The organism is Rhizobium leguminosarum (assembly GCF_019798305.1).
In the GTDB taxonomy this organism is placed as follows: domain Bacteria; phylum Pseudomonadota; class Alphaproteobacteria; order Rhizobiales; family Rhizobiaceae; genus Rhizobium; species Rhizobium leguminosarum_U.
Map to the genome: position 1 here is coordinate 202,407 of NZ_JAAXDD010000003.1, position 26,083 is coordinate 228,489.

The 26,083-nt window shown below is 59.9% G+C and carries 27 protein-coding genes; 10 read left to right on the top strand and 17 right to left on the bottom strand.

The features are described from left to right. The first annotated feature begins 25 nt into the window (after nt 1–25). From HFO99_RS06835 to HFO99_RS06850, 4 genes are read left to right on the top strand one after another with little or no spacing between them, the layout of a single operon-like run. Nucleotides 26–982, top strand: coding sequence for an AAA family ATPase (locus tag HFO99_RS06835; protein WP_222360125.1), 957 nt, complete (start codon nt 26–28; stop codon nt 980–982). After that, nucleotides 983–2,302 carry a DUF58 domain-containing protein gene (locus tag HFO99_RS06840; RefSeq protein WP_222360127.1) on the top strand — a complete coding sequence of 440 codons (1,320 nt, stop codon included), beginning with the start codon at nt 983–985 and terminating at the stop codon, nt 2,300–2,302. It begins immediately after the preceding gene. After that, nucleotides 2,302–3,378, top strand: coding sequence for a stage II sporulation protein M (locus HFO99_RS06845; RefSeq protein ID WP_222360129.1), 1,077 nt, complete (start codon nt 2,302–2,304; stop codon nt 3,376–3,378). The genes HFO99_RS06840 and HFO99_RS06845 overlap by 1 nt, the downstream gene beginning before the upstream one ends. Beyond that, nucleotides 3,375–4,274: an RDD family protein gene (locus HFO99_RS06850; protein WP_222360131.1), complete on the top strand. Its 900-nt coding sequence runs from the start codon at nt 3,375–3,377 to the stop codon at nt 4,272–4,274. Before HFO99_RS06845 ends, HFO99_RS06850 begins: the two co-directional genes overlap by 4 nt. 159 nt (nt 4,275–4,433) lie before the next feature. On the opposite strand, the gene HFO99_RS06855 is transcribed toward HFO99_RS06850, so the two are convergent. The 3 genes from HFO99_RS06855 to HFO99_RS06865 form a co-directional block, all read right to left on the bottom strand. Further along, the gene (locus HFO99_RS06855; protein WP_222360133.1) at nt 4,434–5,498 is read right to left on the bottom strand and encodes an acyltransferase family protein; all 1,065 of its coding nucleotides are present in this window, start codon (nt 5,496–5,498) and stop codon (nt 4,434–4,436) included. Nucleotides 5,499–5,638: 140 nt separating this feature from the next. Continuing rightward, a complete protein-coding gene (locus HFO99_RS06860) occupies nt 5,639–6,517 on the bottom strand; it encodes an FkbM family methyltransferase (protein ID WP_222360135.1) in 879 nt (292 codons plus the stop codon). Next, a complete protein-coding gene (locus HFO99_RS06865) occupies nt 6,517–8,235 on the bottom strand; it encodes an adenylate/guanylate cyclase domain-containing protein (protein ID WP_222360136.1) in 1,719 nt (572 codons plus the stop codon). Before HFO99_RS06865 ends, HFO99_RS06860 begins: the two co-directional genes overlap by 1 nt. A gap of 183 nt (nt 8,236–8,418) precedes the next feature. Between HFO99_RS06865 and HFO99_RS06870 the strand changes: the two genes are divergently transcribed. Beyond that, the gene (locus HFO99_RS06870) at nt 8,419–9,507 is read left to right on the top strand and encodes a glycosyltransferase family 4 protein (protein WP_222360138.1); all 1,089 of its coding nucleotides are present in this window, start codon (nt 8,419–8,421) and stop codon (nt 9,505–9,507) included. Further along, entirely contained in the window at nt 9,507–10,265 is a 759-nt protein-coding gene (locus HFO99_RS06875) for a polysaccharide deacetylase family protein (protein ID WP_222360140.1), read from the top strand. The genes HFO99_RS06870 and HFO99_RS06875 overlap by 1 nt, the downstream gene beginning before the upstream one ends. A gap of 107 nt (nt 10,266–10,372) precedes the next feature. On the opposite strand, the gene HFO99_RS06880 is transcribed toward HFO99_RS06875, so the two are convergent. The 4 genes from HFO99_RS06880 to HFO99_RS06895 form a co-directional block, all read right to left on the bottom strand. Next, nucleotides 10,373–11,242, bottom strand: a complete 870-nt coding sequence (locus tag HFO99_RS06880; RefSeq protein ID WP_222360142.1) for an alpha/beta fold hydrolase — start codon at nt 11,240–11,242, stop codon at nt 10,373–10,375. A 24-nt stretch (nt 11,243–11,266) separates the two neighbouring features. Further along, the gene (locus HFO99_RS06885) at nt 11,267–11,641 is read right to left on the bottom strand and encodes a GFA family protein (protein WP_222360144.1); all 375 of its coding nucleotides are present in this window, start codon (nt 11,639–11,641) and stop codon (nt 11,267–11,269) included. A 158-nt stretch (nt 11,642–11,799) separates the two neighbouring features. Then, nucleotides 11,800–12,630, bottom strand: a complete 831-nt coding sequence (locus HFO99_RS06890) for an MBL fold metallo-hydrolase (RefSeq protein WP_222360146.1) — start codon at nt 12,628–12,630, stop codon at nt 11,800–11,802. Between the two features lie 109 nt (nt 12,631–12,739). After that, nucleotides 12,740–13,042, bottom strand: coding sequence for a hypothetical protein (locus HFO99_RS06895; protein ID WP_222360148.1), 303 nt, complete (start codon nt 13,040–13,042; stop codon nt 12,740–12,742). Between the two features lie 97 nt (nt 13,043–13,139). Between HFO99_RS06895 and HFO99_RS06900 the strand changes: the two genes are divergently transcribed. After that, nucleotides 13,140–13,808 carry a GntR family transcriptional regulator gene (locus HFO99_RS06900; RefSeq protein ID WP_222333981.1) on the top strand — a complete coding sequence of 223 codons (669 nt, stop codon included), beginning with the start codon at nt 13,140–13,142 and terminating at the stop codon, nt 13,806–13,808. A 75-nt stretch (nt 13,809–13,883) separates the two neighbouring features. Further along, nucleotides 13,884–14,558: a GntR family transcriptional regulator gene (locus HFO99_RS06905; protein WP_222360150.1), complete on the top strand. Its 675-nt coding sequence runs from the start codon at nt 13,884–13,886 to the stop codon at nt 14,556–14,558. A gap of 203 nt (nt 14,559–14,761) precedes the next feature. On the opposite strand, the gene HFO99_RS06910 is transcribed toward HFO99_RS06905, so the two are convergent. From HFO99_RS06910 to HFO99_RS06955, 10 genes are all read right to left on the bottom strand, one after another. Further along, nucleotides 14,762–15,073 carry a hypothetical protein gene (locus HFO99_RS06910; RefSeq protein WP_222333748.1) on the bottom strand — a complete coding sequence of 104 codons (312 nt, stop codon included), beginning with the start codon at nt 15,071–15,073 and terminating at the stop codon, nt 14,762–14,764. Nucleotides 15,074–15,108: 35 nt separating this feature from the next. Then, complete coding sequence (gene ccoS, locus HFO99_RS06915; protein ID WP_003546179.1) at nt 15,109–15,267, bottom strand: cbb3-type cytochrome oxidase assembly protein CcoS; 159 nt, start codon at nt 15,265–15,267, stop codon at nt 15,109–15,111. Further along, nucleotides 15,264–17,534 carry a heavy metal translocating P-type ATPase gene (locus tag HFO99_RS06920; protein ID WP_222360152.1) on the bottom strand — a complete coding sequence of 757 codons (2,271 nt, stop codon included), beginning with the start codon at nt 17,532–17,534 and terminating at the stop codon, nt 15,264–15,266. Before HFO99_RS06920 ends, ccoS begins: the two co-directional genes overlap by 4 nt. A gap of 13 nt (nt 17,535–17,547) precedes the next feature. Further along, nucleotides 17,548–18,354: a DUF2189 domain-containing protein gene (locus tag HFO99_RS06925; protein WP_222360154.1), complete on the bottom strand. Its 807-nt coding sequence runs from the start codon at nt 18,352–18,354 to the stop codon at nt 17,548–17,550. An 18-nt stretch (nt 18,355–18,372) separates the two neighbouring features. Beyond that, nucleotides 18,373–18,564 (bottom strand): hypothetical protein, encoded by a 192-nt coding sequence (locus HFO99_RS06930; RefSeq protein ID WP_128400892.1) that lies wholly within the window; start codon nt 18,562–18,564, stop codon nt 18,373–18,375. Then, nucleotides 18,564–19,442: a cytochrome-c oxidase, cbb3-type subunit III gene (gene ccoP, locus HFO99_RS06935; RefSeq protein ID WP_222360156.1), complete on the bottom strand. Its 879-nt coding sequence runs from the start codon at nt 19,440–19,442 to the stop codon at nt 18,564–18,566. Before ccoP ends, HFO99_RS06930 begins: the two co-directional genes overlap by 1 nt. Next, on the bottom strand, nt 19,433–19,603 hold the full coding sequence (locus HFO99_RS06940; protein ID WP_222360158.1) for a cbb3-type cytochrome c oxidase subunit 3: 171 nt from the start codon (nt 19,601–19,603) through the stop codon (nt 19,433–19,435). Before HFO99_RS06940 ends, ccoP begins: the two co-directional genes overlap by 10 nt. 18 nt (nt 19,604–19,621) lie before the next feature. Next, nucleotides 19,622–20,374, bottom strand: a complete 753-nt coding sequence (gene ccoO, locus HFO99_RS06945; protein ID WP_222360160.1) for a cytochrome-c oxidase, cbb3-type subunit II — start codon at nt 20,372–20,374, stop codon at nt 19,622–19,624. Between the two features lie 3 nt (nt 20,375–20,377). Continuing rightward, the gene (gene ccoN, locus HFO99_RS06950) at nt 20,378–22,021 is read right to left on the bottom strand and encodes a cytochrome-c oxidase, cbb3-type subunit I (protein WP_222360162.1); all 1,644 of its coding nucleotides are present in this window, start codon (nt 22,019–22,021) and stop codon (nt 20,378–20,380) included. Nucleotides 22,022–22,327: 306 nt separating this feature from the next. Beyond that, complete coding sequence (locus tag HFO99_RS06955) at nt 22,328–24,223, bottom strand: bifunctional sugar phosphate isomerase/epimerase/4-hydroxyphenylpyruvate dioxygenase family protein (RefSeq protein ID WP_222360164.1); 1,896 nt, start codon at nt 24,221–24,223, stop codon at nt 22,328–22,330. 248 nt (nt 24,224–24,471) lie between these two features. On the opposite strand from HFO99_RS06955, the gene HFO99_RS06960 reads away from it, so the two are divergent. Beyond that, nucleotides 24,472–25,302: a transporter substrate-binding domain-containing protein gene (locus HFO99_RS06960; RefSeq protein WP_222333734.1), complete on the top strand. Its 831-nt coding sequence runs from the start codon at nt 24,472–24,474 to the stop codon at nt 25,300–25,302. A 322-nt stretch (nt 25,303–25,624) separates the two neighbouring features. After that, on the top strand, nt 25,625–26,068 hold the full coding sequence (locus HFO99_RS06965; RefSeq protein WP_222300557.1) for a type II 3-dehydroquinate dehydratase: 444 nt from the start codon (nt 25,625–25,627) through the stop codon (nt 26,066–26,068). Nucleotides 26,069–26,083 lie beyond the last annotated feature (15 nt).

Here is a 26,083-nt window from a genome sequence, read left to right on the forward strand (position 1 = left end):
CATCATGCTCCAGGGAGCATTGACCTTGGATCTAGGTGAATTTCGCAATCTTATCGCTGCGGTTCGTGGCGAAATCGGCAAAGCCGTGCAGGGGCAGGATGCGATCATCGATCTCGTCCTGATCTCGATCTTTGCCGGCGGGCACTGCCTCGTCGAAGGTCCGCCCGGCACAGCCAAAACCTTGCTTGCCCGGTCGGTCTCCGCCGCCATGGCGCTGCAATATCGTCGCATCCAGTTCACGCCCGACCTGATGCCCGGCGATGTTCTGGGCGTCAATCTCTTCAATTTCCAGACCAATCAGTTCCACCTGACCAAGGGCCCGGTCTTTACCGACATTCTGCTCGCCGATGAGATCAATCGCGCCCCCCCGAAGACGCAATCGGCTTTGCTGCAGGCGATGAACGAGCGGATGGTCACGCTTGACGGAACCGATTATTCCCTGGGACCGGATTTCTTCGTGCTTGCCACGCAAAACCCGATCGAGCAGCAGGGCACCTATCCCTTGCCCGAAGCACAGCTCGATCGCTTCCTGTTCAAGCTTGTCGTCGATTTTCCCGGCCGCGATACGGAAATTGCCATCCTCTCCAAACACGCGACGCAGGCGCTGAAATCAGACCTGCGCAATGCCGGCATCCGTCCGCTTGTCACAAGTGCCGCACTTGCCGAGGGGCGGGCGCTGATCGATGCGATCCATCTGGACAACACGATCCTGACCTACATCGTCGACCTGGTGCGCGCCACGCGCTCCGATCCCGATATTCTCTACGGCGCATCCACCCGCGCGGCCGACGCGGTTGCATCGGCCGTGCGCGTGCGCGCGGCTTTCGAGGGAAGGGATTACGGTTTGCCGGATGATGTCCAGGCGTTGCTGGTGCCTGCCTTGCGCCATCGCATCGTGCTTTCGCCCTCGGCGGAAATTGACGGGCGCACGCCGGACGAGGTGCTGCGCAATATCATGAACCGCGTCGATGCGCCCCGTTAAATGCGGCCATCCTCCACTCTGATCGCGCTCGTTCTTATTTCCGCCGCGGTGACGGTCTTCACCAGCGTGTGGTGGCGCGACATGAGCTACCTTTTGCTCCTCATGTGGCTTGCGCTTGCAGCCCTGACCGTCGCCGATCTGGTCATCTCCAATTTGGCGGGCAGGATGACGGTCGATTTCGATCTGCCGCCGCAGGGCTTTGTCGGCCACACCGCCGCGTTCGCGGTCGGCATCCGGCCGCAGAAAAGCGCGCTGCCCCGGAAAATCGAAATCCGGCTCGATCTCGCTCCCGAGCTGGTCGTCGACGAAATCAGATGGCTCAACCCTGCATCGGGTGCCGGAGTAGGAGAGGTCAAGGCCTCTCTGGACCTTCATCTGACCCGGCGGGGCCGATACGCGGTCCACGAGTTGTGGCTGAAGTGGTCTTCGCGATTGAAGCTGCTCGAGATCATCGCGAAGATGCCCGTCGGGCAAGAGATCGCCGTCCAGCCCGACATATCGCCGGTGCTGTCTGGAGCGATCAAGACCCAGATCCTGCCGCTGGAGGCCGGCCAGAAGGATTTGCGGTTGCGCGGCGAGGGATCGGAATTCCACCAACTGCGTGAATTTGTAAGCGGGATGGATCCGCGCAGCATCGATTGGAAGCGGTCGGCGCGCATGCGCAGTCTCGTCGTGCGCGAGATGAGGGCCGAACGAAACCACCAGATCATCCTGTGCGTCGATTCCGGGCGGCTGATGGCCGAACAGCTTGCCGGCTTCACGAAGCTCGATCGCGCCATCAATGCGGCGCTCGCCATGTGCTGGGGCGCAGGCCTTGCCGGCGATCTCGTCGGCTTCTACAGCTTCGACAGCCGTCCGCGTCTGTTCGTGCCGGCCTTGCCCGGACGAGCAGCCTTTCCGCGGCTGCAGACGGTTTGCGCCGGGCTCCGTTACGAAACCCAGGAGACCAACCATACGCTGGGACTGACCCACCTGTCGGGACGCCTGAAGCGACGTTCGCTGGTTGTAATATTCTCCGATTTCGTCGACACCATCACGGCGGAGCTGATGATCGAGAACATGCAGGTGCTCGCCCGGCATCACTTCGTCGTCTATGTCGCCTTGCGCGATCCGATGCTGGCCAAGCTCATCGAACCCGAGGAAACGACGCTCGATGCCGTCGCTCGCTCGGTTGCGGCGCGCCAGATCCTTCAGGAGAGGCGCGCCGTCATGGAAAAGCTGGCGCGTCTCGGGGTGCTTTGCCTCGACAGCACGCCGGAGGCACTGACTTCGGATCTCATTGCGCGCTACATCGAAATCAAATCCCGTGAGATGATATGATGGATATCGGTATCGACGGCAGGATGGATAGGGGCGCGACAGTCAATGTCGGCGCCGTTCAGAACGATACGCTTCGTTCGGCCCGCTTCCGGCTGGAGCGCGAGGCACACTGGCGTCAATTGGACGAACTCGTGACGCGTGCCGAGAAAGGGGGCGCAGCCGCGCTCGGCTATGATGAGGTCCGCAATCTTGCCACCGGATACAGGCAGGCGATGAACTCGCTGAGCGTGGCGCGCGATATTTCTCTCGATCGCGCCCTGATCGCCTATCTGGAGAGCCTCTGCGCCCGGGCCTATCTCGTCGTCTATGCCCCGCAGGAAAGCCTGGGCGGCCTGATGTCGCGCCTGCTGTTGCACGGCATTCCCCAGGCCGTGCGTCGTTCGGCCCTGCCTTTGTTCATCGGCTTCCTGGCGCTCATTTTAGGGGCGCTGGCGGGTTACAGGCTCTGCGCCAACGACCCGAGCTGGTTCTATACCTTGGTGCCGCCGGAGATGGCCGACCAGCGCACGCCTGATGCCTCGACCGACTACCTCCGCTCGACCATCTATGGCGATGAAGGGCATGACAGCGACCGGCTGGCCGCATTTTCCGCCTTTCTCTTTTCCCACAACACCACCATCGTCATCCTGATCTTCACCCTTGGTGTGTTCGTGTCGGTGCCGAGCTTCATCCTGACCTTTTACAATGGACTGATCCTCGGCGCGTTCTTCGCGATGTTTTATCGCAGAGGGCTCGGCTACGACGTCTTCGCCTGGCTCTCGATCCACGGCGTGACCGAGCTTGCGGCCATCGCCATTGCCTGCGCGGGTGGGGCAAGGCTCGGACTTGCCGTTCTTCTTCCCGGTGCCAGAACGCGAAAGGAAGCCCTGCGTCACCAGGCGCATGATGCCGTCAAGCTCGCCATCCTGGCGGCGTTGATGCTCGTCGTGGCAGCCTTCATCGAAGGGTTCCTGCGTCAGCTGATCCAGGATCCGCTCTGGCGAATCGTCATCGGGTGGGGGATGGGCGTCTTCTGGGTAAGCTGGCTGTTGTTTGGAGGCCGCGAAAGCAAGACTTCGCGCGAGGCCATGCGATGAGCCAGTCAGTGACGGATGGCAAGCGCGTCCAGCAGTTCATCCCGCCGGAGGGCGTCCCGATCACCTTCGCCATCGCCTCGCTCGGAACTCGTTTCGGCGCACAATTCCTCGACATCGTCTTCAGCTCAATCATCATGTTCATCTGCGCCGCCGCCGTCCTCTTTACAGGCGTGCTGCCTGCGAGCGCGGAGGCGATGCTGACGGTGCTGCTCGGTTTTTTGGTGCAGGTCCCCTATTACATTCTCTCGGAGCTCATCTGGAACGGACGCACGCTCGGAAAAAGAATAACGGGCATCCGCGTCGTCAACATGGATGGACGGCGGCTCACTCCGCACCAGGTTACCGCACGCAACCTGATGAAACAGGTGGAAATTTTCGCACCCATGGGGCTTTTGGCTTCGGTCGGCACGCAGTCAGCTTGGGAAAACGGTCTGACGAGCCTCTGGCTTCTGGTGGTGGTCGTCTTCCCATTCACCAACCGACGCCGGCAAAGGCTTGGCGACATCATCGCCGGCACCCTGGTGGTCGACACTCCGCGTTCCGTGCTCTTGTCCGACCTCGCCCTGTCTGCCCCCCCCGCCGCATCGACGCAGGCGGAATTCGAATTCCTGCCGGAGCACCTCGATGTCTACGGCAAGTATGAGCTGCAGACACTGGAGGACGTGCTTCGCGACTCGACGAAGACGTCCAACTATAAGGAAATCCAACAGATCGTGCGAACCATTACCCGAAGGATCCGGTATGAAGACACCGTGAAGGCCGGCCGGGAGCTGCACTTCCTCAATGAGTTCTATCGCGCCCAGCGCGAGCATCTGGAGAGCTTGAAGCTTTTTGGTACGCTTCGCGAAAACAAATATCATGAGCATTCGCGATCAGAGGCGAAGAAACTTGTTTGAGATGGGGCGACCGACGGCTCACCGGCCGTAACGGATCGATGGCGACCTTCCGTTTTCGACTGCGTGGTCGACAACGACCTGCGTCCCGTGTTCTTTGGCCACTGCTGGTTGGCGGCGAGGACGAACTCCAGCCGGTTTGATAAGGATCAATCCAGTAGCTCATGCGGTGATCTTGGCCTGCGTCGCCTTTTGGCGACCGGCCCCCCATTTCTGGATCGGCCGTTCGATGAATTCCCAGCTTAGGGCGGAAAAGGCGACTGTCGGGATCGCAACGACGACCAGTTGGATGATCCCCCGCTCCAGCGGATAATGGAACAGCCGCCACATAATATGCATCATCAGCCAAAGCATCGGAAAGTGGTAGAGATAGCATCCGTAGCTGATGCGGCCGAGATAGGCCAAAGGCCGGGCTCCAAGTATGCGATTGATAATCGGGCTTGACCCTGATGCCGTTATGGCAATCAGGATTGCCATCGGCAGAAGCGGAAGAATTTGTAGAAGGAAATCGACGACCAACAGCAACCGTGGACGGCCATCCGTCTCAACGAGTTGCAGGGCACCCCACAGCGCTGCCGGCAGGATTGCCGCAAGGAGGCGTGTTCGGACCGGGCGTGCCAGCATGCCCGAATGGAAGAAGGCCAAGGCTCCCACGCCGAATGCATCAAGCGAGAAGGGAGACCATAAGACCACGTTGTCGGGGTAATAGCCGGTGACATAACATCCGAGCCAGAATGCCAGCGCAATGGCGATGGCGCCCGCGGCGACCAGCGCCACTGATCTATTTGCGCAGCTGAGGACAACGAGCGGCCAAATGAGATAGAACTGCCATTCGACGGACAGGGTCCAGATATGGGCAAGCACCCATGGGTGCCAATTCATGCTCATCGCGAACCAGACGTTTGACAGAAAGGCGAGATGATAAAAAAGCCCACCCCGGATCGTGACGAGGCCGATCGCGGCGAGGGCCAGGACCATGGCGTAATATGTCGGCAGGAGCCTGAGCGCCCTTCGCGTGTAGAAAGATCGCAGCGCCGCAAAACTGAACCCTTCGGCGTCGCGCAACGCGACCAGTTTGGCGGTAATCAGGAAGGCACTCAAAATGAAGAACGTTCGCACGGCCAGGTCGCCGAGCAAAGAATCTCCGTCGACGAAATGCGTATAGAACACGCCAAGGATGGCAATAGCCCTGATGCCATCAAGGCCTCTTATCCGATCCGCCTCCATTCCCCACCCGTTCCTTCGCCCCGGTGGTCATACTCCGCCATGCCCCGGCCGGGCGCAAGAGGACGAAGCCGTACTTCGAGGTCGTCCTCAACCTCACGACTGAAAGCGCGGCAAGCGAATCTGAAAGATCGCGACCCAGCTTAGGGCAAGAACAGCACGTCGTACTGATCAACATCGCTCGGCAGGTCGCGAACCTTCATCTCCACCTCGCGATCCTCGAAGAGGACGAGGCAATCCTCGTAGAAGCTGGACAGCATCGATATGAAGGCTTTCGTTCCCTCCGGGCCGTAGAAGAGCGGCGTGAATTCCATGTAGAGCGGCACGCGGCGGGCAAGCAGCGGCTGCATCGACCGGCAGGCGACCGGCTCGTAGCCCTCGATATCCATCCAGACGAGGCCGATCGCGACCGGATCGACCGAAAGTCCGGCAAGGATCTCGGAAACCGGCTTCACCGGCACGCTGATCTTCTTGTCTGTCGGGCTCTGGCGGATGGCGCTGCTCTTGCCGTGATTTTTGAGGTTGAGGAAAAAGTCGATCTCGCCTTCGCTCTCGCCCGCAGCGCACTGGACGAGCCGGACCTTCTCCTCCAGCCGGTTCTGGCGAATGTTGAGGGCAAGCAGCGGGAAGTTGCGCGGATCGGGCTCGATGCTGACGATCTGGGCGTAGGTGTCGCTGAGGGCGAAATAGACGGTCTGGGTGCCGATATTGCCGCCGATCTCGAGCAGTGTTGCGTCCTTTCGCAAGAGGCCCCGCTCGCGCAGGATGACGATCAGCCGGTCGACGGCCTCGCGCTCGAAATGGCCCTTCCTGAAGACCTTGCGGCCGATATAGTCGGCGGGCGAGAAGGTCATCAGGTGGTCGCCGGCATCGACCGTCATCGAGACGACGCGCGGGCCGATATTCTCGATCAGCAGGCGGCGGCCGAAGCGGGTGTCGAAGAAGCGCGAAGCGGCGGCATTGCGCGCCTTGCGCATCCGGCGGCTCCAGTATTTGGCGGTCAGCCAGGGCTTGCCGGGCATCAGTCTTTTCCTTCGAGCGGTTCTGCCGCTTTCTCTCTCGGAATGACGTAGACTTTCAAGGGCAGGGCCCGGCCGCGTACACTGATTTCACGGCTTTCGATGCCGGCGAGATCGGCACCGGAGAGGTTCGCCACCGGTTCGGAGATGACGATCGCCGCCTCGAACTCCTTGGCAGCGCTTTCCAACCGGCTCGCGACATTCACGGTATCGCCGATCGCCGTCATGCTGCGCACTCGGCCGTATCCCATCGTGCCGACGACGGCGGGGCCGGTGTGAATACCGATCGCGATGCGCAGCGGCAGCGCCAGTTCGTCGGCGAGTTCTGCGGCGAGTTTCTCGATCTCGGCGACGATTGCTGCTGCTGCATTGAGCGCCTGGCGGCAGGCTTCCTCCGGCGTGGTATTGAGGCCGAAGAGCGCCATGGCGCCGTCACCGATGAACTTGTCGAGCCGTCCGCCCGCCTGCTCCACCGCCTTGCCGATGATGGCGAAATAGCGGTTCAGCAGGAAGACGACGTCGAAGGGCAGCCGGGTTTCCGTCAGCGTGGTGAAATGGCGGATATCGACGAAAAGCACGGCGATCTCGCGCTCGCGGCCGGGGCTCGTTTCCTGGCTGTTGGCAGGAAGGGCTGCCTCGGTCGCCGGCACGAGAAGCGGCGCGACCGCAACGTCGCGGTTCGGGCGAAGCTGGCAGGCGAGCCGGATATCCGGGCCGGCATTGATGCGCCTGAGTGTCGTCTGTTCCATCTTGTCAGGGTCAGGCAGGCTGTCGTAGTCGCCAAGGATCTGCACGCGGCAGGTGGAGCACTGACCCTTGCCGCCGCAGACGGAATAATGCGGCAGGCCGCCGAGCCGGCTTGCTTCCAGCACGGAGAAACCGCGCGGCACGCGGATCACCTCGCCGCCCGGATAATTCACGGCGACCTGGTCAAGCCGCTCCTTCAGCTTGCGCCGAGCGCGGGCAGCGACGACGATGAGCAGAGAGGCCGAGAAGGCGCCGTAGAGGCCGGCGCGGATCATGGCCACCTGACGGTGAACTTCCGGGTTAGAGGCGTAACGGGTGTTGATGCCCTCCTTGTAGGCGCTGATGGTCATTGCCTGCTGGTAGGAGGGATCGGCGAGCGTGCGGCCCATTTCGACGAAGCCGAGCAGCGAGAGCACCGGCACGAGGATCGCAAGCGCCAGCAGCAGTGGCGCAAAGTCTGGATACCAGGAACGGTAGCGCAGCCAGAAATGGATGCCGATGCAGCCGTGGATCCAGACGGCGACGACACCGAACACCTGCCGCACGCCGTTTGTCGGGTTCCTGATCCAGAGCGTACTGACGACCGTCTCGTAGTCATCGATGTAGCCGTAGAACTCGTGGGCGATGCGCGTGCCGATGACATGATCCATAAGCAGCGGCGGGATCATCAAGCCGAGCACGATCTGCGCCATTTCCCCCTTCGGCATGACGAGGCTGCGGCGCATGTAGATGGCGCGCAGCACCAGCGCGATATGGGTGAGAACCGACGAATAGAAGATGGCGGTCCCCAATGGATTGCGCCAGATCGCCAGGAAGAGGTGGGCAGCTTTATCGGCGGCGGTGACGGAAATCAGGCCAATCGCATGGTTCGACAAATGCAAGAGGACGAAGATGAAAATGACGAGGCCGGAACCGAGCCTCGCCCTTCTGATCGTACGCTCCGAAAAAATCCCTGTGGCCGAGACCGTCGTCATTCATTCCCGTTCTTGCCGATGTAACCGCAGGCCCATAGAGATTGAGAAAGAGGCAGAATTGCTTCGATCGCGATCACATTCCATATGCTTATGCGCAAGTTTTAATGAAGGGGACAATAGCGGAATTTTCGTCATAGGCACGAGTGCACGTTGTAAACAGTCTGTCTTACCTGAGGTGTCCCAATGCGGGTGGCTTTCTACGCGCCGATGAAATCGCCGAACCATCCGGTGCCGTCGGGCGACCGGCTGATGGCGCGGCTGTTGATCCGGGCGCTGGAACTTGGCGGGCATCAGGTCGACGTCGTTTCCGAATTCCGCACCCATGCCTCGACACCGGAGGCGGCAGCAGCGGTCGAACCCGCCATCGGCGCCGAGATGGAGCGGCTGCGGCTGACATGGAAATCCGCGCCGCGACCGGAACTCTGGTTCTGCTATCATCCCTATTATAAATCGCCCGATCCCTTCGGGCCGGCGATATCAGCCGAATTTGCCATTCCCTATGTCACCGCCGAAGCCTCCTACGCGGCTAAACGCGACCGGACCGGCTGGGCAGCATCACAGAAGCGCGTGGGCGAGGCGATCATGCAGGCGGCGGTCAATATCAGCTTCACCGAACGCGACCAGGCCGGGCTTGCAGCCGCTTTTCCCCAGGCGCGGCTTGCCGGGCTGAAACCCTTCATCGACACGGCGCTGTTCGAGAAGGTGTCGCCGGCCCCCGATCCGCGCCGGCTGATGACGGTCGCGATGATGCGGGCCGGCGACAAGATGGACAGTTATGTCATGCTCGCAAAAGCATTGCGGCTGATCGAAGACCGGCCCTGGACGCTTGCCGTCATCGGCGATGGTCCGATGCGCCAAGAGGTGCAGGGTCTGTTTGCCGGCCTTGCCGGCCGCATCGAATGGCTGGGCGAGCGGAATGCCGTCGAGATCGCCGAACTGCTCGGGCATGGCGGCCTTTATGTCTGGCCCGGTTGCGGCGAGGCCTATGGCCTTGCCTATCTGGAAGCCCAGGCCGCCGGCCTGCCCGTCGTCGCGCAGGAAACGGCAGGCGTGCCAGCAGTGGTCGAGGCTGGGGTGACCGGCCTGCTGACGCCTGATGGCGATGTCACCGCCTATGCCGAGGTCGTGGCTGCCCTGCTTGACGACAGGCAAAGGCGCGACGCCATGGGGCAGGCGGCGCGGCGTTTCGTGCTTGGGCAACGTTCGCTTGTGATGGCGGCGCAGGTATTGAACGGAATTTTGCGGGACAACGCAGGAATAGGAGTGACGTGATGACCAACGGGATGGCCTGGGACCCTCTGCGCCGCGAGCTTGACCGCTGGCAGGCTGCCGGCCGCGTGGCGCGGTTCTGGCTGCGGGATGACGATGCTGTCGAGCCGACCCTGGCGCTGGAGATGCTGATGGCGCTGGCTGGCGAAAACGAGGTTCCGCTGATGCTTGCGGTCATTCCCGGCCCGACCGGCGAAGCACTGGCCGCACGCCTGGGGGAGGAAGCAGCCGTCACGGTTGCGGTGCACGGCTGGTCTCATACGAACCATGCCGGGCCGGAGGCGAAGAAGCAGGAACTCGGCGGTGAGCGGCCGGCGGAGGTCGTCCTCGGCGAGTTGGGTGAGGGGTTCCGGCTGCTAGAACGGCTGCATCCGGCCAGCTTCCTGCCAGTGTTGGTGCCGCCGTGGAACCGGATCGATGCGGACCTCATCCCGGCGCTACCGGCGCTTGGATTTGCAGCACTTTCGGTCTACGGGCGGGCAAAGCAGGGCGGTCCGATGCCGCTTCTCAACACCCATGTCGACATCATCGACTGGCACGGCACGCGCGGCGGACGCAGCGAGGCGGAATTGGTGACCGAACTGGTGGCGGAGCTTCGCGACCGGTTTGTCGGCAGCGACGAGCCTATCGGCGTGCTCACCCACCATCTGGTGCATGACGCGGCCGCATGGGACTTCCTGTCGGCCTTGTTTGCAGTGACGGGCGGGCATCCGGCCGTCCGCTGGTCATCGGCGTCGGAACTGCTAGAGCATGTCGCGTAAAAGTGCGCCGCGGTTTTGCGATAACGACATGCGCAAAAGCAAGACATAAAGCGCGAGGAGCGAATCTGAAAGATCGCGACGCGCTTTAGGGCCTTAGACATTGCCGATCAGGCGGCGTGAACGCGTCCGAGGAAGTCTCGCATGAGTGCGACGACGTCATCGAGATGCGTCTCGAGCAACCAGTGGCCGCCGCCGAGCAGATGCAGTTCGGCATCCGGCAGATCGCGCAGATAGGCTCGCGCCGATTTTTCCGGCATGTAGTGGTCGTTCGGCCCCCAGACGATCAAGGTCGGAGGCTGGCATTCCCGCAAGTATTTCCGGTGTTCCGGGAACCAGCTCCGGTTCTCCTTCAGTCCGGCGATCAGGTCTATGGCGATTTCCTGGCGCCGCGGCGTGATCAGCGACCAATGCAGCTTCCAGAGATCTGGCGGGATGGTGTCGGACAGAGAGGGCGGCAGATCGTTGAGGAATTCCTCTTTGAAGGCCTCCTCGCTGACCGCTTCCGCCAGCACCTTCCTCATCTCCGATTCCGGAAGCGTCCACGTCGCCTCGATATCCGCGTACTTCGGCCCGAGGGCATCTTCATAGGGGATATCGCCATTCTGGATGATCAGCGCCACGATCCGCCGGGGGTCTCTGATCGCCAAGCGCGCACCGATAGGCGATCCGAAGTCGTGGAGGTAGAGGACGAACCGGTCGACATTCATCGCGCTGACGAAGGCCTCCAGCCAGGCAGCGTATCCACTAAAGCTGTAGTCGAAATCATCAGGCGTGCCGCTGTAGCCCGCACCGGGGAAATCCGGCGCAATCAGGCGCCAATGGTCGGCAAGGCGCGGCATGAGATTGCGAAATTCATAGGATGAGCAGGGATATCCGTGCGGCAGCAACAAGACCGGAGCATCTTCTCGGCCGGCCTCGCGGTAGAAAGTCTCGACCCCTGCAACCGTCATCCAGCGATGTCGGACGAGAGAGGTCATGGACAAGCTCCTCAGAACCGTTCTTCACTTTCGGTCTTCGTCATACTGCTCTGCGCCTTCCACCGGTCGCAGCCACGGCTCGCGTCTTTTGATCCAGAGTTCGTAGCTCGGCACCAGAGGCGTCGGCGCCTCGGAGAGGATGCCAAGCTTGATTTCGGCCTCCTGGTCATCGGCGGAAAACAGCCGCGAGCCGCAACCGGTGCAGAAATGCCGACCTTGGAACGCGCTGGTTTCCCCTGAATGTTCGAACTGGTTAGCGGGCCAGATCCCATAGAAGGTAAAGGCCGAACCGCTTTCTTGCCGACAGTCGGTGCAATGACAGATTCCAACGCGCAAGGGTTCGCCCCGGACAGAAATATGCACCTGCCCGCAGAGACACTTTCCGGAAAGCACGGTCATGACGGATCCCTGTTTCGTTGATTTTGCGTTGCCGGGAAAACGGTCTGGCCCAGCATCTGTTCCGTCGTGACGTCGCAGGCCTTGCTCGGCTCGACGGATAGGCTCTCTGTCGAAGAGCTTCAGACTGCACAAGATGAAGGCGGCCTTCAGCGGACCTGCTAGATCACCACGACCTGATTGTCGCGGGCGGCAAAGGATTCGGGGAAGGCGGCCTGCGCCTGCATTTCCATCTGCCCCAGCTGTTCGTCCGTGCGGGAAGGGGCGTGGTGGAAGAGCGCGAAGCGCTTGGCGCCTGCGATCTTCGCGAGCTCGGTGCCGTGCTGCCAGGTCGAATGGCCGAAGCCCTTGAAACGCTGCATCTCGTCTTCATTGTAGGTACAATCGTAGACGACGAGATCGGCGTCCCGCATCATCTCCAGCGAAACCGGATCGTACCTGCCTGGAATATGCTCGATGTCATAGACGAGAGCGACCGAACGGCCCTGCCATTCGATGCGGTAGCCGATGGCACCGCCCGGATGGTTCAGCATGAAGGTCTTGATCTCGATGCCCGCATGGGGCGTCAGCACCTGGCCGGCATGGAAATCGCGGAAGTTCATCGTCGCCTGGCAGATGTCGGTCTTGACCGGAAACCAGGGCGGGCTGATGAACTGCTCGACCATTTCCCGCGTGCTCATCTTGCCATCGAGATGGCCGGACCAGATGTTGACGTTGATCGAGGGGTAATAGATCGCCTTGAAGAAGGGCAGGCCGATGATGTGGTCGTAGTGACAGTGGCTGAAGAACAGGTCGACGTCGCTGATACTGTCGGCGAGCAGCGAGAGCCCGGCCTCGCGCAGTCCGGAGCCTGCGTCGAAGATCATCCGATGTTCTCCGCAGCGAATTTCGATGCAGGAAGTGTTACCGCCGTAGCGATCGAACTCGGGGCCCGACACGGGAATACTGCCGCGGACGCCCCAAAATTTTACCTGAAACAAATCTGTCGTCATCGTTCTTCAAACCGGCCTTCCCACGTCGCCATCGTAGTCTTTGTTCATCCCGATGCGAAGCAGTAGAATTCCACGGGTTTGCCTGCGGCCCCTTTCATTCTCCTAACCGCTAGCGGAAGAAGAAGTAGATTTTCCTAAGCAATCGGCTTTCGCTTCGGAAAGCAACCCAGTATGGTTCGTTTTCAGTATACGGGCTGCTGAGGTCGGGGACATTTTCCCGTAAGTCATGACTATTAGATGGTTGCGCGCGATTGAAAAAACAATTGCCGCCCTGTTGAGCCGCAAAACCCAGTTTTTTGAGCAGTACGAAAGCCGCGCCAAAGGGTTTGGCCCAACAGGCATGGGGCACGCGTATTGTGGTCAGGCCCTGCTCGACCCGGTCGCTCGCGTTCTCCCGAAAAACCAGCATCATATGAGAAAATTCTAATTCCCATTCTGCGAATGCTTCCTTGATTGAGAATGCCAGAAAGAGATATATCCGACGAAACAGAAAATATAAGAGACTCGCCATGCTGCAGCCGGTTATCAACGAGACCATTGCCGAGAGCAGCTACAGGCGCATTCGGGCCGACATCATTTTTGGTCGGCTGGCGCCAGCACAAAAGTTGAAGCTGGAAAGCCTGAAGGAGTCCTACGAGACCAGCATCAGTACACTTCGAGAGGTGCTGAATCGGCTGTCCTCCGAGGGGCTTGTCGTTGCCGAGGGACAAAAAGGTTTCGAAGTGTCTCCGGTGTCCGTTTCGGATCTCAAGGAGACAGCGGCACTCAGGCTTCTGCTGGAAACACATGCGCTGGAGCAGTCGTTCGTGCACGGCGACGTGGAGTGGGAGGCTCCGCTCGTATCGGCGCATTACAAATTGGCGCGGATGGAACAGGTGATGGCATCCGGCGACACCAGCAGGGCAGAGGACTGGAAGCGTTACGACTGGGAGTTTCACCAAGCGCTGATATCCGCCTGCGGCTCGAAACTGCTGATGGAGACGCACTCGGTGATCTTCGACAGATATCTGAGATATCAGATGGTTGCCTTGTCCTATCGAGGCGATGTCGCAGCCAATGAACATCAGCAGCTTTTGGATGCGGCATTGCGACGTGACGCAGAGACGGCCAAGCGGGTGCTTGTGCTGCATATCCAAGGCGGGGTCGAACATGCGCTGGCAAGAGGAACGCTGAAATAGAAATGATCCGGAGGTTTCTCTTCGAGCTTTAGGTCCACCAACGCAGATGACATTTCGGCAAAACCAGGAAAAGCCATGCTCAAGCAAGTCCACGATCCGGCTGAAACAGTAAGCGATGTCGTCTTCCGGCAGATCCGCCAGGATATCATATCCGGGACATTGCCGCCGGGGACGAAGATCAAGCTGGAGCAGGCAAAGGAGCGTTACTCTATCGGCATTTCATCGCTGCGCGAAATCCTGAGCCGCCTGACCACGGAAAACCTCGTTGTCGCTGAGGGACAGCGTGGTTTTGAAGTCAGCCCTGCTTCGCGCCGCGAACTTCTGGAGCTCGCCGACCTCCGGATTGTTCTTGAAACGCATGCGATCGGCCTTGCCTTTGCCGCGGGAAATCTTGAATGGGAGGGGCGCATCGTCGCTGCCCATCACCGGCTGGCTGCCGCCGAACGCAAGCTCCTTGCGGGCGACGTGTCGCGGACAGTCGACTGGGTCCGATACGACTGGGAGTTCCATCAGGCGATCGTCTCCGCCTGCAATTCGGCGACGCTGATGGCGACATTGTCGTCTGTCTTCGACCGCTTTCTTCGTTACCACATGCTGGCCGAGAGTTTTCGCGGCAAGCCAGTCGTTGATGACCACAGGCTTTTGTTTGAACTTTCCATTCAGCGCGACGTCGCTGGTGCATCCGAGGTCGTCAAACGGCACGTTCAAAGCGGCGTGCAGCATGTGCTCAAGAGCGGCCGCATTCTCTAATTCTCTAGGGTCAGGACCTATTAATCTGGGATAAACTGCCAAGAGCCATCGCTCTCGAAATGGGCCCCGAACGGCAACTTCCGCCATCTTGAGATTTAGACCAAGGCCTCAAAAGCGTGGCACCCATGCCGCGCATTTGCCTCGGTCACAGAACCCCTTCTTCAATTCCGACTTACTCGTACCGCGAAAACGGATTGACCTCTTTAGCTCTTTCCATCCCGGCGGGCGGGTATCGTCACTCCCCTAATTACCCCGAAAATCGCTCCAAACATTCCGCCAATGACGATCCCTGCGGAACCTCCCGCCAACGCCGCAATAAAGCAGTCGACGATCCAAGAGCCAACGCTGGATGCATCGCCCAGGAGCACCGTGAATACCACCCCGATCACCGCACCAAGGATGCCAAACACAATGCCCACCCCGGTAACGGACTCCGAGGGGTCGATGGTGCGAATACGCGAGCTTTGTGTGGTGCCGGAGGCACTTAACGGAGACTGATGATCCGTGTCTTCCATTCGAACCTCCTTCAGAGTGTTTTACAATTGTGTTTTCAGCCGCCGAGAGGCTTGTCGTCCTTCTCGAACAGTATCCTCTCTGCTGCGCCATCCAGATCGTCGTATTGGCCGGTGCGCAAACACCAAAGAAAAGCGCCAAGCCCGGCGATACCCATCAGGAGGGCTACGGGAATGAGAAACGACAACGTGCTCACTGTCTTGCTCCTACCAACCCACTTATCCGGCCCAAGTTCCGCTCTGGTGGCGTTCTGTCGATCTCAAGCCTCATTGCATTCGCGACGACCAGTATGGACGACGAGGACATCGCTATCGCGGCGATGAGCGGGTTTACATAGCCGAGCAATGCGAGCGGGATGCTGCAAGCATTATAGACAATAGCCAAAGCAAAATTCTGACGGACCAGTGCAGCCGCGCGCCCTGCCGTTGTTATGGCGATCTCGACCCCGTCCATGCCTCCACTGAGCAGAATGAAGTCGGCGGCACTTCGACCGATGTCGCTTCCCGACGCCGGAGCCATGGCAACATGGGCGGCCTTGAGCGCCACCGCGTCGTTTATTCCGTCACCGATCATCAGGGCCTTGCGTCCACTGTCGCGTAACGCTTCGATTGTCTTCGCCTTATCCTTAGGAAGGGCGGCTGATCTTACGGTGTCGATTCCAACCTCCTTTGCCACCGCACGAGCCGCTTCCGGGGCGTCGCCCGTCAACATCTGGACGGCGATGCCGCGGCTCTTCAGGAACTGCACCGCTTGCGCCGACCCCACCCGGAGGCTCTCTCCGAAAACGAAGGAAGCGAGGATTTCTGCCTGTCGCGTCAGGACGACGGTGGAAGCTGCGGCAGTCCAATCCTCTCCCTGGCCGCCCGTCGCCCAAGCCGCTCGTCCGAGTCGATAGATTTGCCCATCGAAAGATGCCTCGAGACCGCTGCCCGGAACCTCTCTGACATCGTCGAGCGCGAGGGCTTGCGGCTCGCGTCGTGAGGCGTAGGCCGCAATCGCAGTCGACATCGGATGACTGGAGTAGCGCGCCAGCGAAGCTGCCAATGAAAACTCCAACGGTCCGACCCAGTTCCCGCTCAACAGCGTCGGCTCGCATTGCGTCAGGGTGCCGGTCTTGTCGAACACGACGGTGTCGATTTCCGCCAGGCGTTCCAACGCAGCACCGTCCCGCGCCACGACGCCGTGCTTGAACAACTTACGGGCGGCGACGACCTGGACCATCGGAACCGCGAGCCCGAGAGCGCAAGGGCAAGCTATGATCAGGACGGAGATCGAGGTCGTCAGCGCGAGGTGGACGTCTCTCGTCATCACGAACCACTGAATGAATGTCAGAACCGAGAGACTATGGACAATTGGAGCATAGAGGCGCGCTGCCCTGTCCACGAGCAGCCGATATTGGGATCGACCGCCCTCGACGGCTTCGAGCATCCCATGTATCTCGGCGAGGATCGAATCTGCAGGCATTGCGGTGGCTTCGACAGTCAGGGGACGGCCAACGTTCAACTCGCCCGCGCGAACCTTTTCGCCTGGTCCGACGCTCGTCCATCGGCTCTCTCCCGTCAGCAACGAGCGGTCAAGCTCCGTGAGGCCGGAGAGAATGGTGCCGTCAGCCGGAATTCTGTCGCCGGCGGCAATCAGAGTGTGGGTTCCGGGCGCGATTTCGTTCAGCGGAACATACTCGATCCGTCCGTCCGCGCGTATCACATTCGCGCCTTTCGGCATCATCTCGGCCAGCGCCGTCGCCGCCGAGTGTGCCTTCCTTCGCATCAGATGATCCAGCGTGCGTCCGACGAGCAAAACGAAGAGTAGCGAGGTACTGGCCTCGAAGTAGGCTTGCCGTCCTTCGGCGAACGTGTCGTATACGCTGAGACCGAACGAGAGCAGGACGCCGATGCTGACCGGCACATCCATGTTGGCCCGACCGTGCACGAGCGCCCGCCACGCCGACCGGTAGAATGTCGCCCCGGAGTAGATCACGGCCGGTAGTGCGAGCGCGGCCGACATCAGGTGGAGCGTCTGACGTGTTGCCGGGTCCGCACCCGCCCAGACCGATACCGACAGCACCATGATGTTCATTGAGCAAAAGCCGGCGACTGCCAGCGCGCGCAGCAGGCCTGACACCTCACCGTCCGGTTGATCGCGGCCTTCCGCCGGCAAGACGGCCGTGTAACCGATCGTTCCGATCAGAGCGGCAAAATCGGGTGGCGAACCATTTTCCGCTTGCCAATGGATGGTTACACGCTTTGCCGTCAGATTGGCGCGCGCCATGTGAACTTCGGGGTGCCTGCCAAGGGTCGATTCCAGAAGTGCCATACATGCACCGCATCGCATGTCCGGAACGGACAAGGTGATCTGCCTGAGACCATTGCCCAAATCCCTGCTTGCCAACGCGATCTCGTCCACACCCGGCCTTCTTGGTCCGGGCTCGTGGAGCGACGACGCAATGAACGCACAGCAGGTCATTGTCCGTTCCTCGCTACCTCATTGCCCTATAGGCATGCCATGTGGCGTGGCCGAGCAAAGGAAAAACGACGATCAGTCCGACAAGTCCCGTCAGCAGGCTGGCGAGGAAGAGGGCGAGCACAATCGCACCCCAGACCATTGACGGTCCCATGTTGTTCCAGACCATGACAACGCTAACGCCCATCGCCGTGAAGGCGTCTATGCGCTCATCCAGAAGCATCGGGATTGAGAAGACCCCGATTGCAAAAGCGAATCCAGCGAACAATGCGCCCACACACAAGCCGACGATCAGCATGCCCCAGCCCGAGGGGGTGGTGACCAATAGCCTTGCTACGCCATCAAGGCCGGGGAACGGATTAACGCCGAAAAAGAGCGCGTAGATAATAACCGCCGCCCTCATCCAGAGCAGCATCACCATGCACAGCAGCATCCCCGTGAAAAACACCTGCCCTCCAGCTCTCGGCCGGACGAATAACATCTCACGAAACGTGGTGCGTTCCCCGTTCGCCAAACTCCTGCTCTTGACATAGAGCCCTGCGGCAAAGAGCGGGGCGACGATCAATATGCCCGCCAATGCGGGAAAGAGAAGATAGTCGCTATCGAGCCGAAACAGCATGACGGTGGCCACCAGCGCGAGTAAGAACACCACGAACCCATAGGCCAGACTTGGCCAGGGTTGCCGGATCAAGTCCTGCCAGCCTTGGCCAAGCCAACCGAGAGGAGCGCCGAGGGGCAGATGCCGCTGCCACTCGGGATTCATCGTCTCCTGTATCCCCGATACCTCGCTCCGATATCGGCCGGAAGTGTCGTCCTGCGGCATCTGATCCTCCTCGTGCGTTCAGCAAGCTGAAGCGGCGGCCCTGAATTGGTTGGGTTGCTGGCCTTTTTCCTTGATATGCTCGATGCAGGCGGGCTGGGTGGCGATCGCCATGTAAACAAAATGGGCGTTAGCGCCGACAAAGATCGCCCCGGTCAGCCCGATCAGCAGCCACTTGAAAACGCGTGGTATAGGTCTCTTCGCTTCGGACATCACTGTTGACCCCCACCCAGCTTGTTCACATAAAGCGCGAGTATCTTTATCTCAGTTGGACTTAGACGTTCGTCCCAGGTGGGCATATGTCCCTGCCGTCCGCCATGGATCGACTGGACGATCCGTTCGATGCCCCCGCCGTAAATCCAGCGGCCATCGGTCAGGTTCGGCGCACCGACATCCTGTTTGCCTTTGGCGTCTTCGCCGTGGCATGCCACGCAGCTAGCCATGAACACCTCGCGGCCCGCAGCTATCTGGCTGGCGTCTGCGGCTTCGGTGGACGAATTGCTCAACGAATAGACATAGGCGGCGACATCGCTCACCTGTTTTCGGTTGAGCATTTCGTCTGTTCCGAACGCAGGCATCTGCGACACGCGGCTTTGCGAGTGCGTCGTATTGACCCCCACCGTCATGGTCTGGACGATCTTTTCTGGTCCTCCACCCCAAAGCCAGTCGTCATCGGTAAGATCGGGGAAGTCTCGTCCGCCCTTGCCGTCCCTTCCATGACAGGCGGCGCAATTGTCTCCGAATAACTGATGGCCGCTGGAGGCCACCTTCGCCATCAGCTTTTCGTCGGCACGGATTTCATCAAAGGAACCGGTCTCGATCTTCTCGATCCAGGGCGAGCGCGAAGCATCGGCTTCTATGATCTTTCGCTCTACCGCCTGCTTTTGACCCGTGCCGATCAGGCCTCTCGTATACGTGCTTCCAAGCGGCCAGGTCGGATAGAGTATCCACCAGAGAGCGGCGAACAGGTGGGTGATGATGAGGAAGAGCAGAACCCCGCGCGGTACAGGAGTATCGAGCTCCTTGATGCCGTTCCAAATGTGGCCCGTCGTCTTCCGGCCTGTTACGGGATCGACTTCCTCTATCGCCATGGGGTGTCGTCCTTAACGAATATGTCCGTTTCCGCCCGATCGAAACGCGCCTTGTTGGAAGGCCAGAAGGTGTAGATGATCACTCCGATCGAAAACAGAATGAGATAGAACAGGCCCCAAACCTTGGACAGTTCCAACATGGTTTCGTGGGTAAGATCCATTTCGAATCCCCTAAGCAATCAATTGTTGGGGTTCGGCACCTGCTCCGGTGCCGCAGTGTTCTGATAGGCAGCCTTCGTGAGCCGACCAAGCACCTGCAGATAGGCGACCATGGCGTCCATTTCCGTCACGCTGGTTTTTACACCGTCGAACGCAGAGACCTGCGTGTCTTGCCCATAGCGTTCCGTGACGCCTGAGGACTGTTCGCTGTCCGGATTGGCTTGGCCGAAGGCATCAGCAGATGCGTTTGCGACCATGTCGTCCGTATAAGGCACTCCCACGGTTCTCAGCGCCGCCAGCTGGTCGCGCAGATCGGCCAGATCGAGCGGGGTTGTCGCCAACCATTGATAGGACGGCATGTTCGATTCCGGGACGACCTCGCGAGGGTTGATCAAATGGGCCACGTGCCAGAGATCGGAATACTTCCCGCCGATGCGCGCCAGATCGGGACCCGTGCGCTTTGACCCCCACAACATGGGATGGTCATACTTGGATTCGACCGCAAGAGAATAAGGACCGTACCGCTCGACCTCGTCCCGCAGCGTTCTGATCATCTGGCTGTGGCAGGCGTAACAGCCTTCTCGGACATAGATGTTCCGGCCCGCCGCCTCGAGGGGTGTGTACACTCTCATGTCGGGGGCGTCCTCGACCGTCTCGTGGATCGTGAACAGCGGGGCGATCTCGACAAGCCCGCCGACGCTTCCCGCTACAACGACAGCTAGCATAAACCCGACGGCCGTCCGTTCCAGTCTTCCGTGCAGAGGTTCGCTCATCTCTCACTCCGCCGGCGCGTTTTCGAGAAGGCCAGAAGTCAGGGGCGTGTCGTGAACTGCTCCCACGGCGGGAGCCGTTCGGACGGTCATCCAGATATTGAAGCTCGCCACGATCGCCCCAAGGAGGAAAAGCAGCCCTCCGAAAGCGCGTGCGATGTAGTAGGGATACATCGCCAGCAGACTGTCGACGAATGAATAAACCAAGGTGTTGTCGGCTGAATATGTGCGCCACATCAAGCCCTGGATGATGCCGGAATTCCACATGGCGAAGACGTAGATGAGCGTGCCTGCAAGCGCCAACCAGAAGTGGACTTCGACCAGGGCTGCAGAATACATCCTTTCGCGTTTCCAGATCGATGGAACGAGTGTGTAGAACGCGCCGAACGTTATCATGGCAACCCAGCCCAGCGCACCGGCATGAACGTGTCCGACCGTCCAATCGGTATAATGAGACAGTGAGTTGACGGGTCTGATTGCCATGAAAGACCCTTCGAATGTCGACAGACCGTAGAAGAACGCCGCCATCATGATGAAGCGAAGAGTGGCATCGTCACGCACGCGATGCCAAGCCCCGTTCAACGTGAGCAACGCGTTCCCGGCCGACGCCCACGACGGAACGAGCAGCATGACCGAGAACGTCATTCCAAGGTTTTGCACCCAGATAGGCAGCGCGGTGTAATGGAGATGGTGGGACCCCGCCCACATGTAGAAGAAGGTGATCCCCCAGAAGCTGAGAATGGACAATCGATAGGAAAAAATCGGCCGCTCAGCGCGGATCGGCAGATAATAGTAGAGCATCCCCAGGAAGCCCGACGTCAGAAAAAACGCCACGGCGTTGTGCCCGTACCACCACTGGACCATCGCATCCTGTACACCGGGCCAGACCGTGTAGCTTTTGGCGTGTCCGAACGATACCGGCACTGCCAGGTTGTTGACGATATGGAGGATCGCCACCACGATAATGAAGGCGAGATAATACCAGTTTGCCACGTAGATGTGGGGTTCCTTGCGCCGCGCCAAGGTGCGTACGAACAGCGCGAAATAGGCGATCCAAACGATCACGAGCCAGAGGTCGGCATACCATTCCGCTTCCGCGTATTCCTTGGACTGGGTAACGCCCATGAAATACCCGCTGACCGCGATCAGACAGAAAAGATTGAAGCCGAAGATCACGAACCACGGCGAGAGTTGATCGGCCAGCCTTGCGCGCGATGTTCGCTGAACGACATGGAATGATGTCGCGATCAAGGCGTTTCCGCCGAAGCCGAAGATCACCCCCGTCGTGTGGGCGGGCCGTATACGACCGAAGCTCGACCACGCCGTATCGAAATTCAGGCTCGGCCAGGCAAGCTGTGCGGCTGCCCAGACGCCGATGAACATGCCAAAGACCGCCCACGCCAGTGTGAGGGCCACGCCGACCTTGATCGGATCGTCATAGTAGCTGGAAAAGCGCGAAACATCCGGTTCTTCGCTGAAAGCCGAAGTCAGGATGTAGCAGAACAACGCGCCGCAATACACAAGGACGATAGCGCCGTGTATGCCGATGGGATCAAAGCGGCCAGCGGCCGCCATGGTGACACCGACAACCATCAAAGCGATAAGTATAGCTGCCGCGAACCCCCGCTCCGCGCTCGTGAGCTGTCCCATTGTTCCCCGTCCTCCAGGCCGCGCGGAATATGCTGCGCCATAAAGTTACGAAAGGCAATCAGTTCTGCGAGCCTACAAATCCCGCCAACATAGAGAGAGAGATCATCTATCGAGCCTCTGGATCACGTTCTATACGAAACGACTAATCTGGCCCGCGCGGAGCTTACGGGCTATTCGGATTACGCCGCGCGAGTCCTATGACGGCTTCTCCCGGCGGGCAGTTGCCGTTCGTGGCCTATTCCGAAAGCGATAGCTCTTGGCAGTTGATGCCAGTTAATAGGTCCTGACCCCAGCTAAACCAGGACCTCAAAAGGCGTCTTTCGGAATTCCCTCCGGTCGCATCTGTTTCTTCAAAGCGGCGATCCGGAAAATTGCGTTCGGTGCGCCGTAGCCGCGGTAGCCGCGGCGTTCGACGATCTCGAAGAAAAACCCCTCTCCATAGGTTCCGCTATAGAGCTGGAAATATTCGCCATGCTCATCGCGATCATAGAGGATGTTTTCCGCCTTCAGCCGCTCGGTCATTACAGGATCGAGACCGAAGCGTGCTTCGACGTCGTCGTAGTAGTTCGGCGAAATGTGCAGCGATCTGAAACCGCAAACACGAAGGCTTTCGGCGGTTGCAAAGATGTCGTCGGTCAAGAACGCCAGGTGCTGTATGCCGGCCCCGAATTTTTCGGCAATGAAATGTCCGGCCAGCGTGCGGCGATTTTCGGCGCCGTTCATGGTAATGCGCAGCGCGCCGGTGTCGTTCTCGACGACTTGGCTGCGGACCACCCCGGCCGGATCGATGATATCGACCATCGGAGTCTTCCGCGTCTCGAAAATCGAGGTGTAGAACAGAAGCCAGGTGAGCATTTCATCATAGCCGACCGTCTGGGCGACGTGATCAATGCGCAAAAGCCCTGCAGACGGCGCGTCGCTGTCGTCCGTGACCGGCTGAAAGTCGATTTCGGAGAAGCGACCCAATGCGCTCTTGTCGTCGATGAGATAGATGATCCCACCCCCCACACCCCGAATGGCAGGCAGCTCGAGCTCACCCTCCGCGACAGGCTGGATGAAAGGCTCTGCATCCAAGGCGAGCGCGCGCTCATAGGCCTTGACGGCATCGTCCACGATCAGGGCCATGGCATATGCAAAAGTCCCGTGAACGGCGTAGGCCGCGTTTGCAAATCCTGCCTGATCGACATTGACGAGGATCCGGATCTCGCCCTGCTCGAAGAGGGAGACCTTTTTCGTGCGATGGACCGCCGTCTTTTTGAATCCGAGGGTGCGCAGCAAGGCAACCAGCTCGACTTCGTCTTCCTCGTCCGTGGCAAACTCGACGAAGCCGACGCCCTTGACGGAAGGCCTTTTCGGCATCGCCGCCCCGGTCATGCTGCTGATGCCGAGATGGCGGCGCACCTGATCGCCAAGATAGATCAGCGAGCGGTGGCCGTCGGCGGCAATCGCCCGCGACAAACCACCTCGAAACTGATCGTTGAAGATCTCCAGGGAGAAATACCCGTCATAACCTGTTGCCGCGACGGCTTCGGTGAACGCCGTGACGGGTAGGTCGCCTTCACCCGGCATATTTCGGAAGTGGCGGCTCCAATAGAGCAGGTCCATGTCGATCAGCGGAGCATCGGCAAGCTGGACGATGAAGATTTTCTCTTTGGGAATCGAGCGGATGGAATTGACGTCGATCTTGCGCGACAAGGTGTGGAAGCTGTCGAGGATAAGACCGACGTTCGGATGATCGGCGCGACGGACGATCTCCCAGGCGTCGCGGTGGTCGCTGATATGGCGGCCCCAAGCAAGCGCCTCGTAGCCCACCCTCAGACCCCGCCGGGCGGCACGCTCGCCGAGTTCCCGGAAGTCTTCTGCTGCCCGGTCGATGCCGCCGATAGCGGCCGGCGAGACGTTGGAGCAGACGAGCACCAGATCCGTTCCGAGCTGCTGCATGACGTCGAACTTCCGTTCCGCTCGGTCAAACGTGCGGCTTCGCAGCGGCTCCGGCATGCCTTCGAAATCACGGAACGGCTGAAACAGGGTGATCTCCAGGCCATGGTCGCGGACGAGTTTTCCGACATCAGCCGGGCTCCCGTCGAAGGCGAGGAAGTCATTCTCGAAGATCTCGACGCCGTCGAAGCCCGCTCGGGCGATCGCCTCGAGCTTCTCCGGGAGTTCGCCGCTGATCGTGACAGTCGCAATCGAGGTCCTCATGTCAAAGCCCTTCCGATATCCCTGCGAGATTAAACGAGCGCTGAACACAACGATGTGTCCCTGAAATCGCTCGCTACTATTATGGCAAATGTCGTGAGGAATTCAAATAGCGTGTCTTATCATAAATTCTCATATGATTTGGAAAAACTCTGTTGATGTGAGCGCTGGTCTCTGGCAATCATTCATCTCACAGTCAAAAGGTGAGGTGGCTGTCCGGTCGAATGACCGCCAATGGAGGAGGAATTACTATGTTCAAGTCTTTGCTAACGCGCCGAAACGCGATGCTCGGAGCCGCGGCCCTGGTGGCTGCCGTCACTCTGGCGCAACCGGCCGCCGCCATCACGCCTGATGAAATCAAGGCTCGCGGCAAGATCATCGTCGGGATTCAGGGTGACAATCCGCCCTGGGGCTTTGTGACCAGCGGCGGCAAACAGGACGGCCTCGACGCCGACATCGCAACGCTGTTTGCCAAGGAACTGGGCGTTTCCGTCGAGTTCGTGCCGCTTGAAGTCAACAACCGCATTCCCGCACTGACGGCCGGCCGTGTCGACGTTCTGTTTGCCACGATGGCGATGCTGCCGGATCGCGCAAAGGCCGTGCAGTTCAGCAAGCCCTATGTTGCCAATGCCATCGTTCTGATTGGTCCGAAATCGGCCGAGATCAAGACGAATGCCGACATGGCCAAGTTCACAGTCGGCGTTGCCAAGGGTGCAGCTCAGGACACGCAGGTCACCAAGAACGCGCCGCCGAGCACCACCATCCGCCGCTATGATGGCGACGCCGCGAGCGTTCAGGCCCTGGTGTCGGGCCAGGTCGAGACGCTTGGTGGCAACATCTTCTACATGGACCGGGTGGAGAAGGCCCGTCCGGGCGAATTCGAAAACAAGCTTGAGTTCCAGAAGCTCTACAATGGTGCTTGCACGCGTCTCGGCGAAAAGGAAATCAATGCGGCGATCAACACCTTTATCGACAAGATCAAGGCCAACGGCGAACTCAAGGCCGTCTATGACAAGTGGATGAAGGTTCCGGTCCCGGAATTCCCGGAAAAGCTGGAAGGCATTCCGTTCGCGGCGAACTGAGCCAACGGTAAAGGATGGCTGCCCCTCACCCTAACCTGCCGGGGTCGAGCCACTCGTCTCGACCCATCCTTCGGACCCTAGTAAAAACGGGGAGAGGGGACGTGCCCCGCGAGGAGTGCGCGAGGGACGGAGAGGTCGCAGCTTGTCCCTTCTCCCCGCGCGCGGGGAGAAGGTGGCGGCAGCCGGATGAGGGGCAGGCGGCAATCGCCTTAGGGCGGGGATTTTGACGTCCAGACGAAGCTCTTACCAATGAAGGCGGGCAGCCATGCCCGTCAACGCAACCGCCATGCCAAAGGCTCTACCCCGTTTGAGGTGCGCGATCATGAACAAGCCAATCTTTGTGCTCAACGGGCCGAATCTCAATCTTCTCGGTCAGCGCGAGCCGGCAATCTATGGAACCACGACGCTTGCCGACATCAGGAAACGGTGCGTGACCAAGGCAAAGGCGCTGGGATTCGACGTCGAGTTTCGGCAGACCAATTTCGAGGGCGAACTGGTCGAGAGCGTGCATCAGGCCAGGACCGACGCCTGTGGCATCATCATCAATCCTGCCGGTTATACGTTCACATCGATCGCTCTTCTGGATGCGTTGAAAATGTTCGACCCGCCGAAGATCGAGCTGCACATTTCGAATGTTCATGCGCGTGAGAGCATCTACCACAATTCGCTGATCTCACGCATCGCCACCGCCATCATGATCGGCTTTGGAGCCGACGGCTACGAACTCGCTATCCAGGCGATGGCTGGAATGGTCAAGCGGGACTGAACTTTCAGGAAGACG

Excerpts from the sequence above, each read along its gene's own strand:
- HFO99_RS06840 (WP_222360127.1), top strand. The coding sequence starts at position 983 with ATGCGGCCATCCTCCACTCTGATCGCGCTCGTTCTTATTTCCGCCGCG.
- HFO99_RS06845 (WP_222360129.1), top strand. The coding sequence starts at position 2,302 with ATGGATATCGGTATCGACGGCAGGATGGATAGGGGCGCGACAGTCAAT.
- HFO99_RS06850 (WP_222360131.1), top strand. The coding sequence starts at position 3,375 with ATGAGCCAGTCAGTGACGGATGGCAAGCGCGTCCAGCAGTTCATCCCG.
- HFO99_RS06855 (WP_222360133.1), bottom strand. The coding sequence starts at position 5,498 with ATGGAGGCGGATCGGATAAGAGGCCTTGATGGCATCAGGGCTATTGCC.
- HFO99_RS06860 (WP_222360135.1), bottom strand. The coding sequence starts at position 6,517 with ATGCCCGGCAAGCCCTGGCTGACCGCCAAATACTGGAGCCGCCGGATG.
- HFO99_RS06865 (WP_222360136.1), bottom strand. The coding sequence starts at position 8,235 with ATGACGACGGTCTCGGCCACAGGGATTTTTTCGGAGCGTACGATCAGA.
- HFO99_RS06870 (WP_222360138.1), top strand. The coding sequence starts at position 8,419 with ATGCGGGTGGCTTTCTACGCGCCGATGAAATCGCCGAACCATCCGGTG.
- HFO99_RS06875 (WP_222360140.1), top strand. The coding sequence starts at position 9,507 with ATGACCAACGGGATGGCCTGGGACCCTCTGCGCCGCGAGCTTGACCGC.
- HFO99_RS06880 (WP_222360142.1), bottom strand. The coding sequence starts at position 11,242 with ATGACCTCTCTCGTCCGACATCGCTGGATGACGGTTGCAGGGGTCGAG.
- HFO99_RS06885 (WP_222360144.1), bottom strand. The coding sequence starts at position 11,641 with ATGACCGTGCTTTCCGGAAAGTGTCTCTGCGGGCAGGTGCATATTTCT.
- HFO99_RS06890 (WP_222360146.1), bottom strand. The coding sequence starts at position 12,630 with ATGACGACAGATTTGTTTCAGGTAAAATTTTGGGGCGTCCGCGGCAGT.
- HFO99_RS06895 (WP_222360148.1), bottom strand. The coding sequence starts at position 13,042 with ATGATGCTGGTTTTTCGGGAGAACGCGAGCGACCGGGTCGAGCAGGGC.
- HFO99_RS06900 (WP_222333981.1), top strand. The coding sequence starts at position 13,140 with ATGCTGCAGCCGGTTATCAACGAGACCATTGCCGAGAGCAGCTACAGG.
- HFO99_RS06905 (WP_222360150.1), top strand. The coding sequence starts at position 13,884 with ATGCTCAAGCAAGTCCACGATCCGGCTGAAACAGTAAGCGATGTCGTC.
- HFO99_RS06910 (WP_222333748.1), bottom strand. The coding sequence starts at position 15,073 with ATGGAAGACACGGATCATCAGTCTCCGTTAAGTGCCTCCGGCACCACA.
- HFO99_RS06920 (WP_222360152.1), bottom strand. The coding sequence starts at position 17,534 with ATGACCTGCTGTGCGTTCATTGCGTCGTCGCTCCACGAGCCCGGACCA.
- HFO99_RS06925 (WP_222360154.1), bottom strand. The coding sequence starts at position 18,354 with ATGCCGCAGGACGACACTTCCGGCCGATATCGGAGCGAGGTATCGGGG.
- HFO99_RS06930 (WP_128400892.1), bottom strand. The coding sequence starts at position 18,564 with ATGTCCGAAGCGAAGAGACCTATACCACGCGTTTTCAAGTGGCTGCTG.
- ccoP (WP_222360156.1), bottom strand. The coding sequence starts at position 19,442 with ATGGCGATAGAGGAAGTCGATCCCGTAACAGGCCGGAAGACGACGGGC.
- HFO99_RS06940 (WP_222360158.1), bottom strand. The coding sequence starts at position 19,603 with ATGGATCTTACCCACGAAACCATGTTGGAACTGTCCAAGGTTTGGGGC.
- ccoO (WP_222360160.1), bottom strand. The coding sequence starts at position 20,374 with ATGAGCGAACCTCTGCACGGAAGACTGGAACGGACGGCCGTCGGGTTT.
- ccoN (WP_222360162.1), bottom strand. The coding sequence starts at position 22,021 with ATGGGACAGCTCACGAGCGCGGAGCGGGGGTTCGCGGCAGCTATACTT.
- HFO99_RS06955 (WP_222360164.1), bottom strand. The coding sequence starts at position 24,223 with ATGAGGACCTCGATTGCGACTGTCACGATCAGCGGCGAACTCCCGGAG.
- HFO99_RS06960 (WP_222333734.1), top strand. The coding sequence starts at position 24,472 with ATGTTCAAGTCTTTGCTAACGCGCCGAAACGCGATGCTCGGAGCCGCG.
- HFO99_RS06965 (WP_222300557.1), top strand. The coding sequence starts at position 25,625 with ATGAACAAGCCAATCTTTGTGCTCAACGGGCCGAATCTCAATCTTCTC.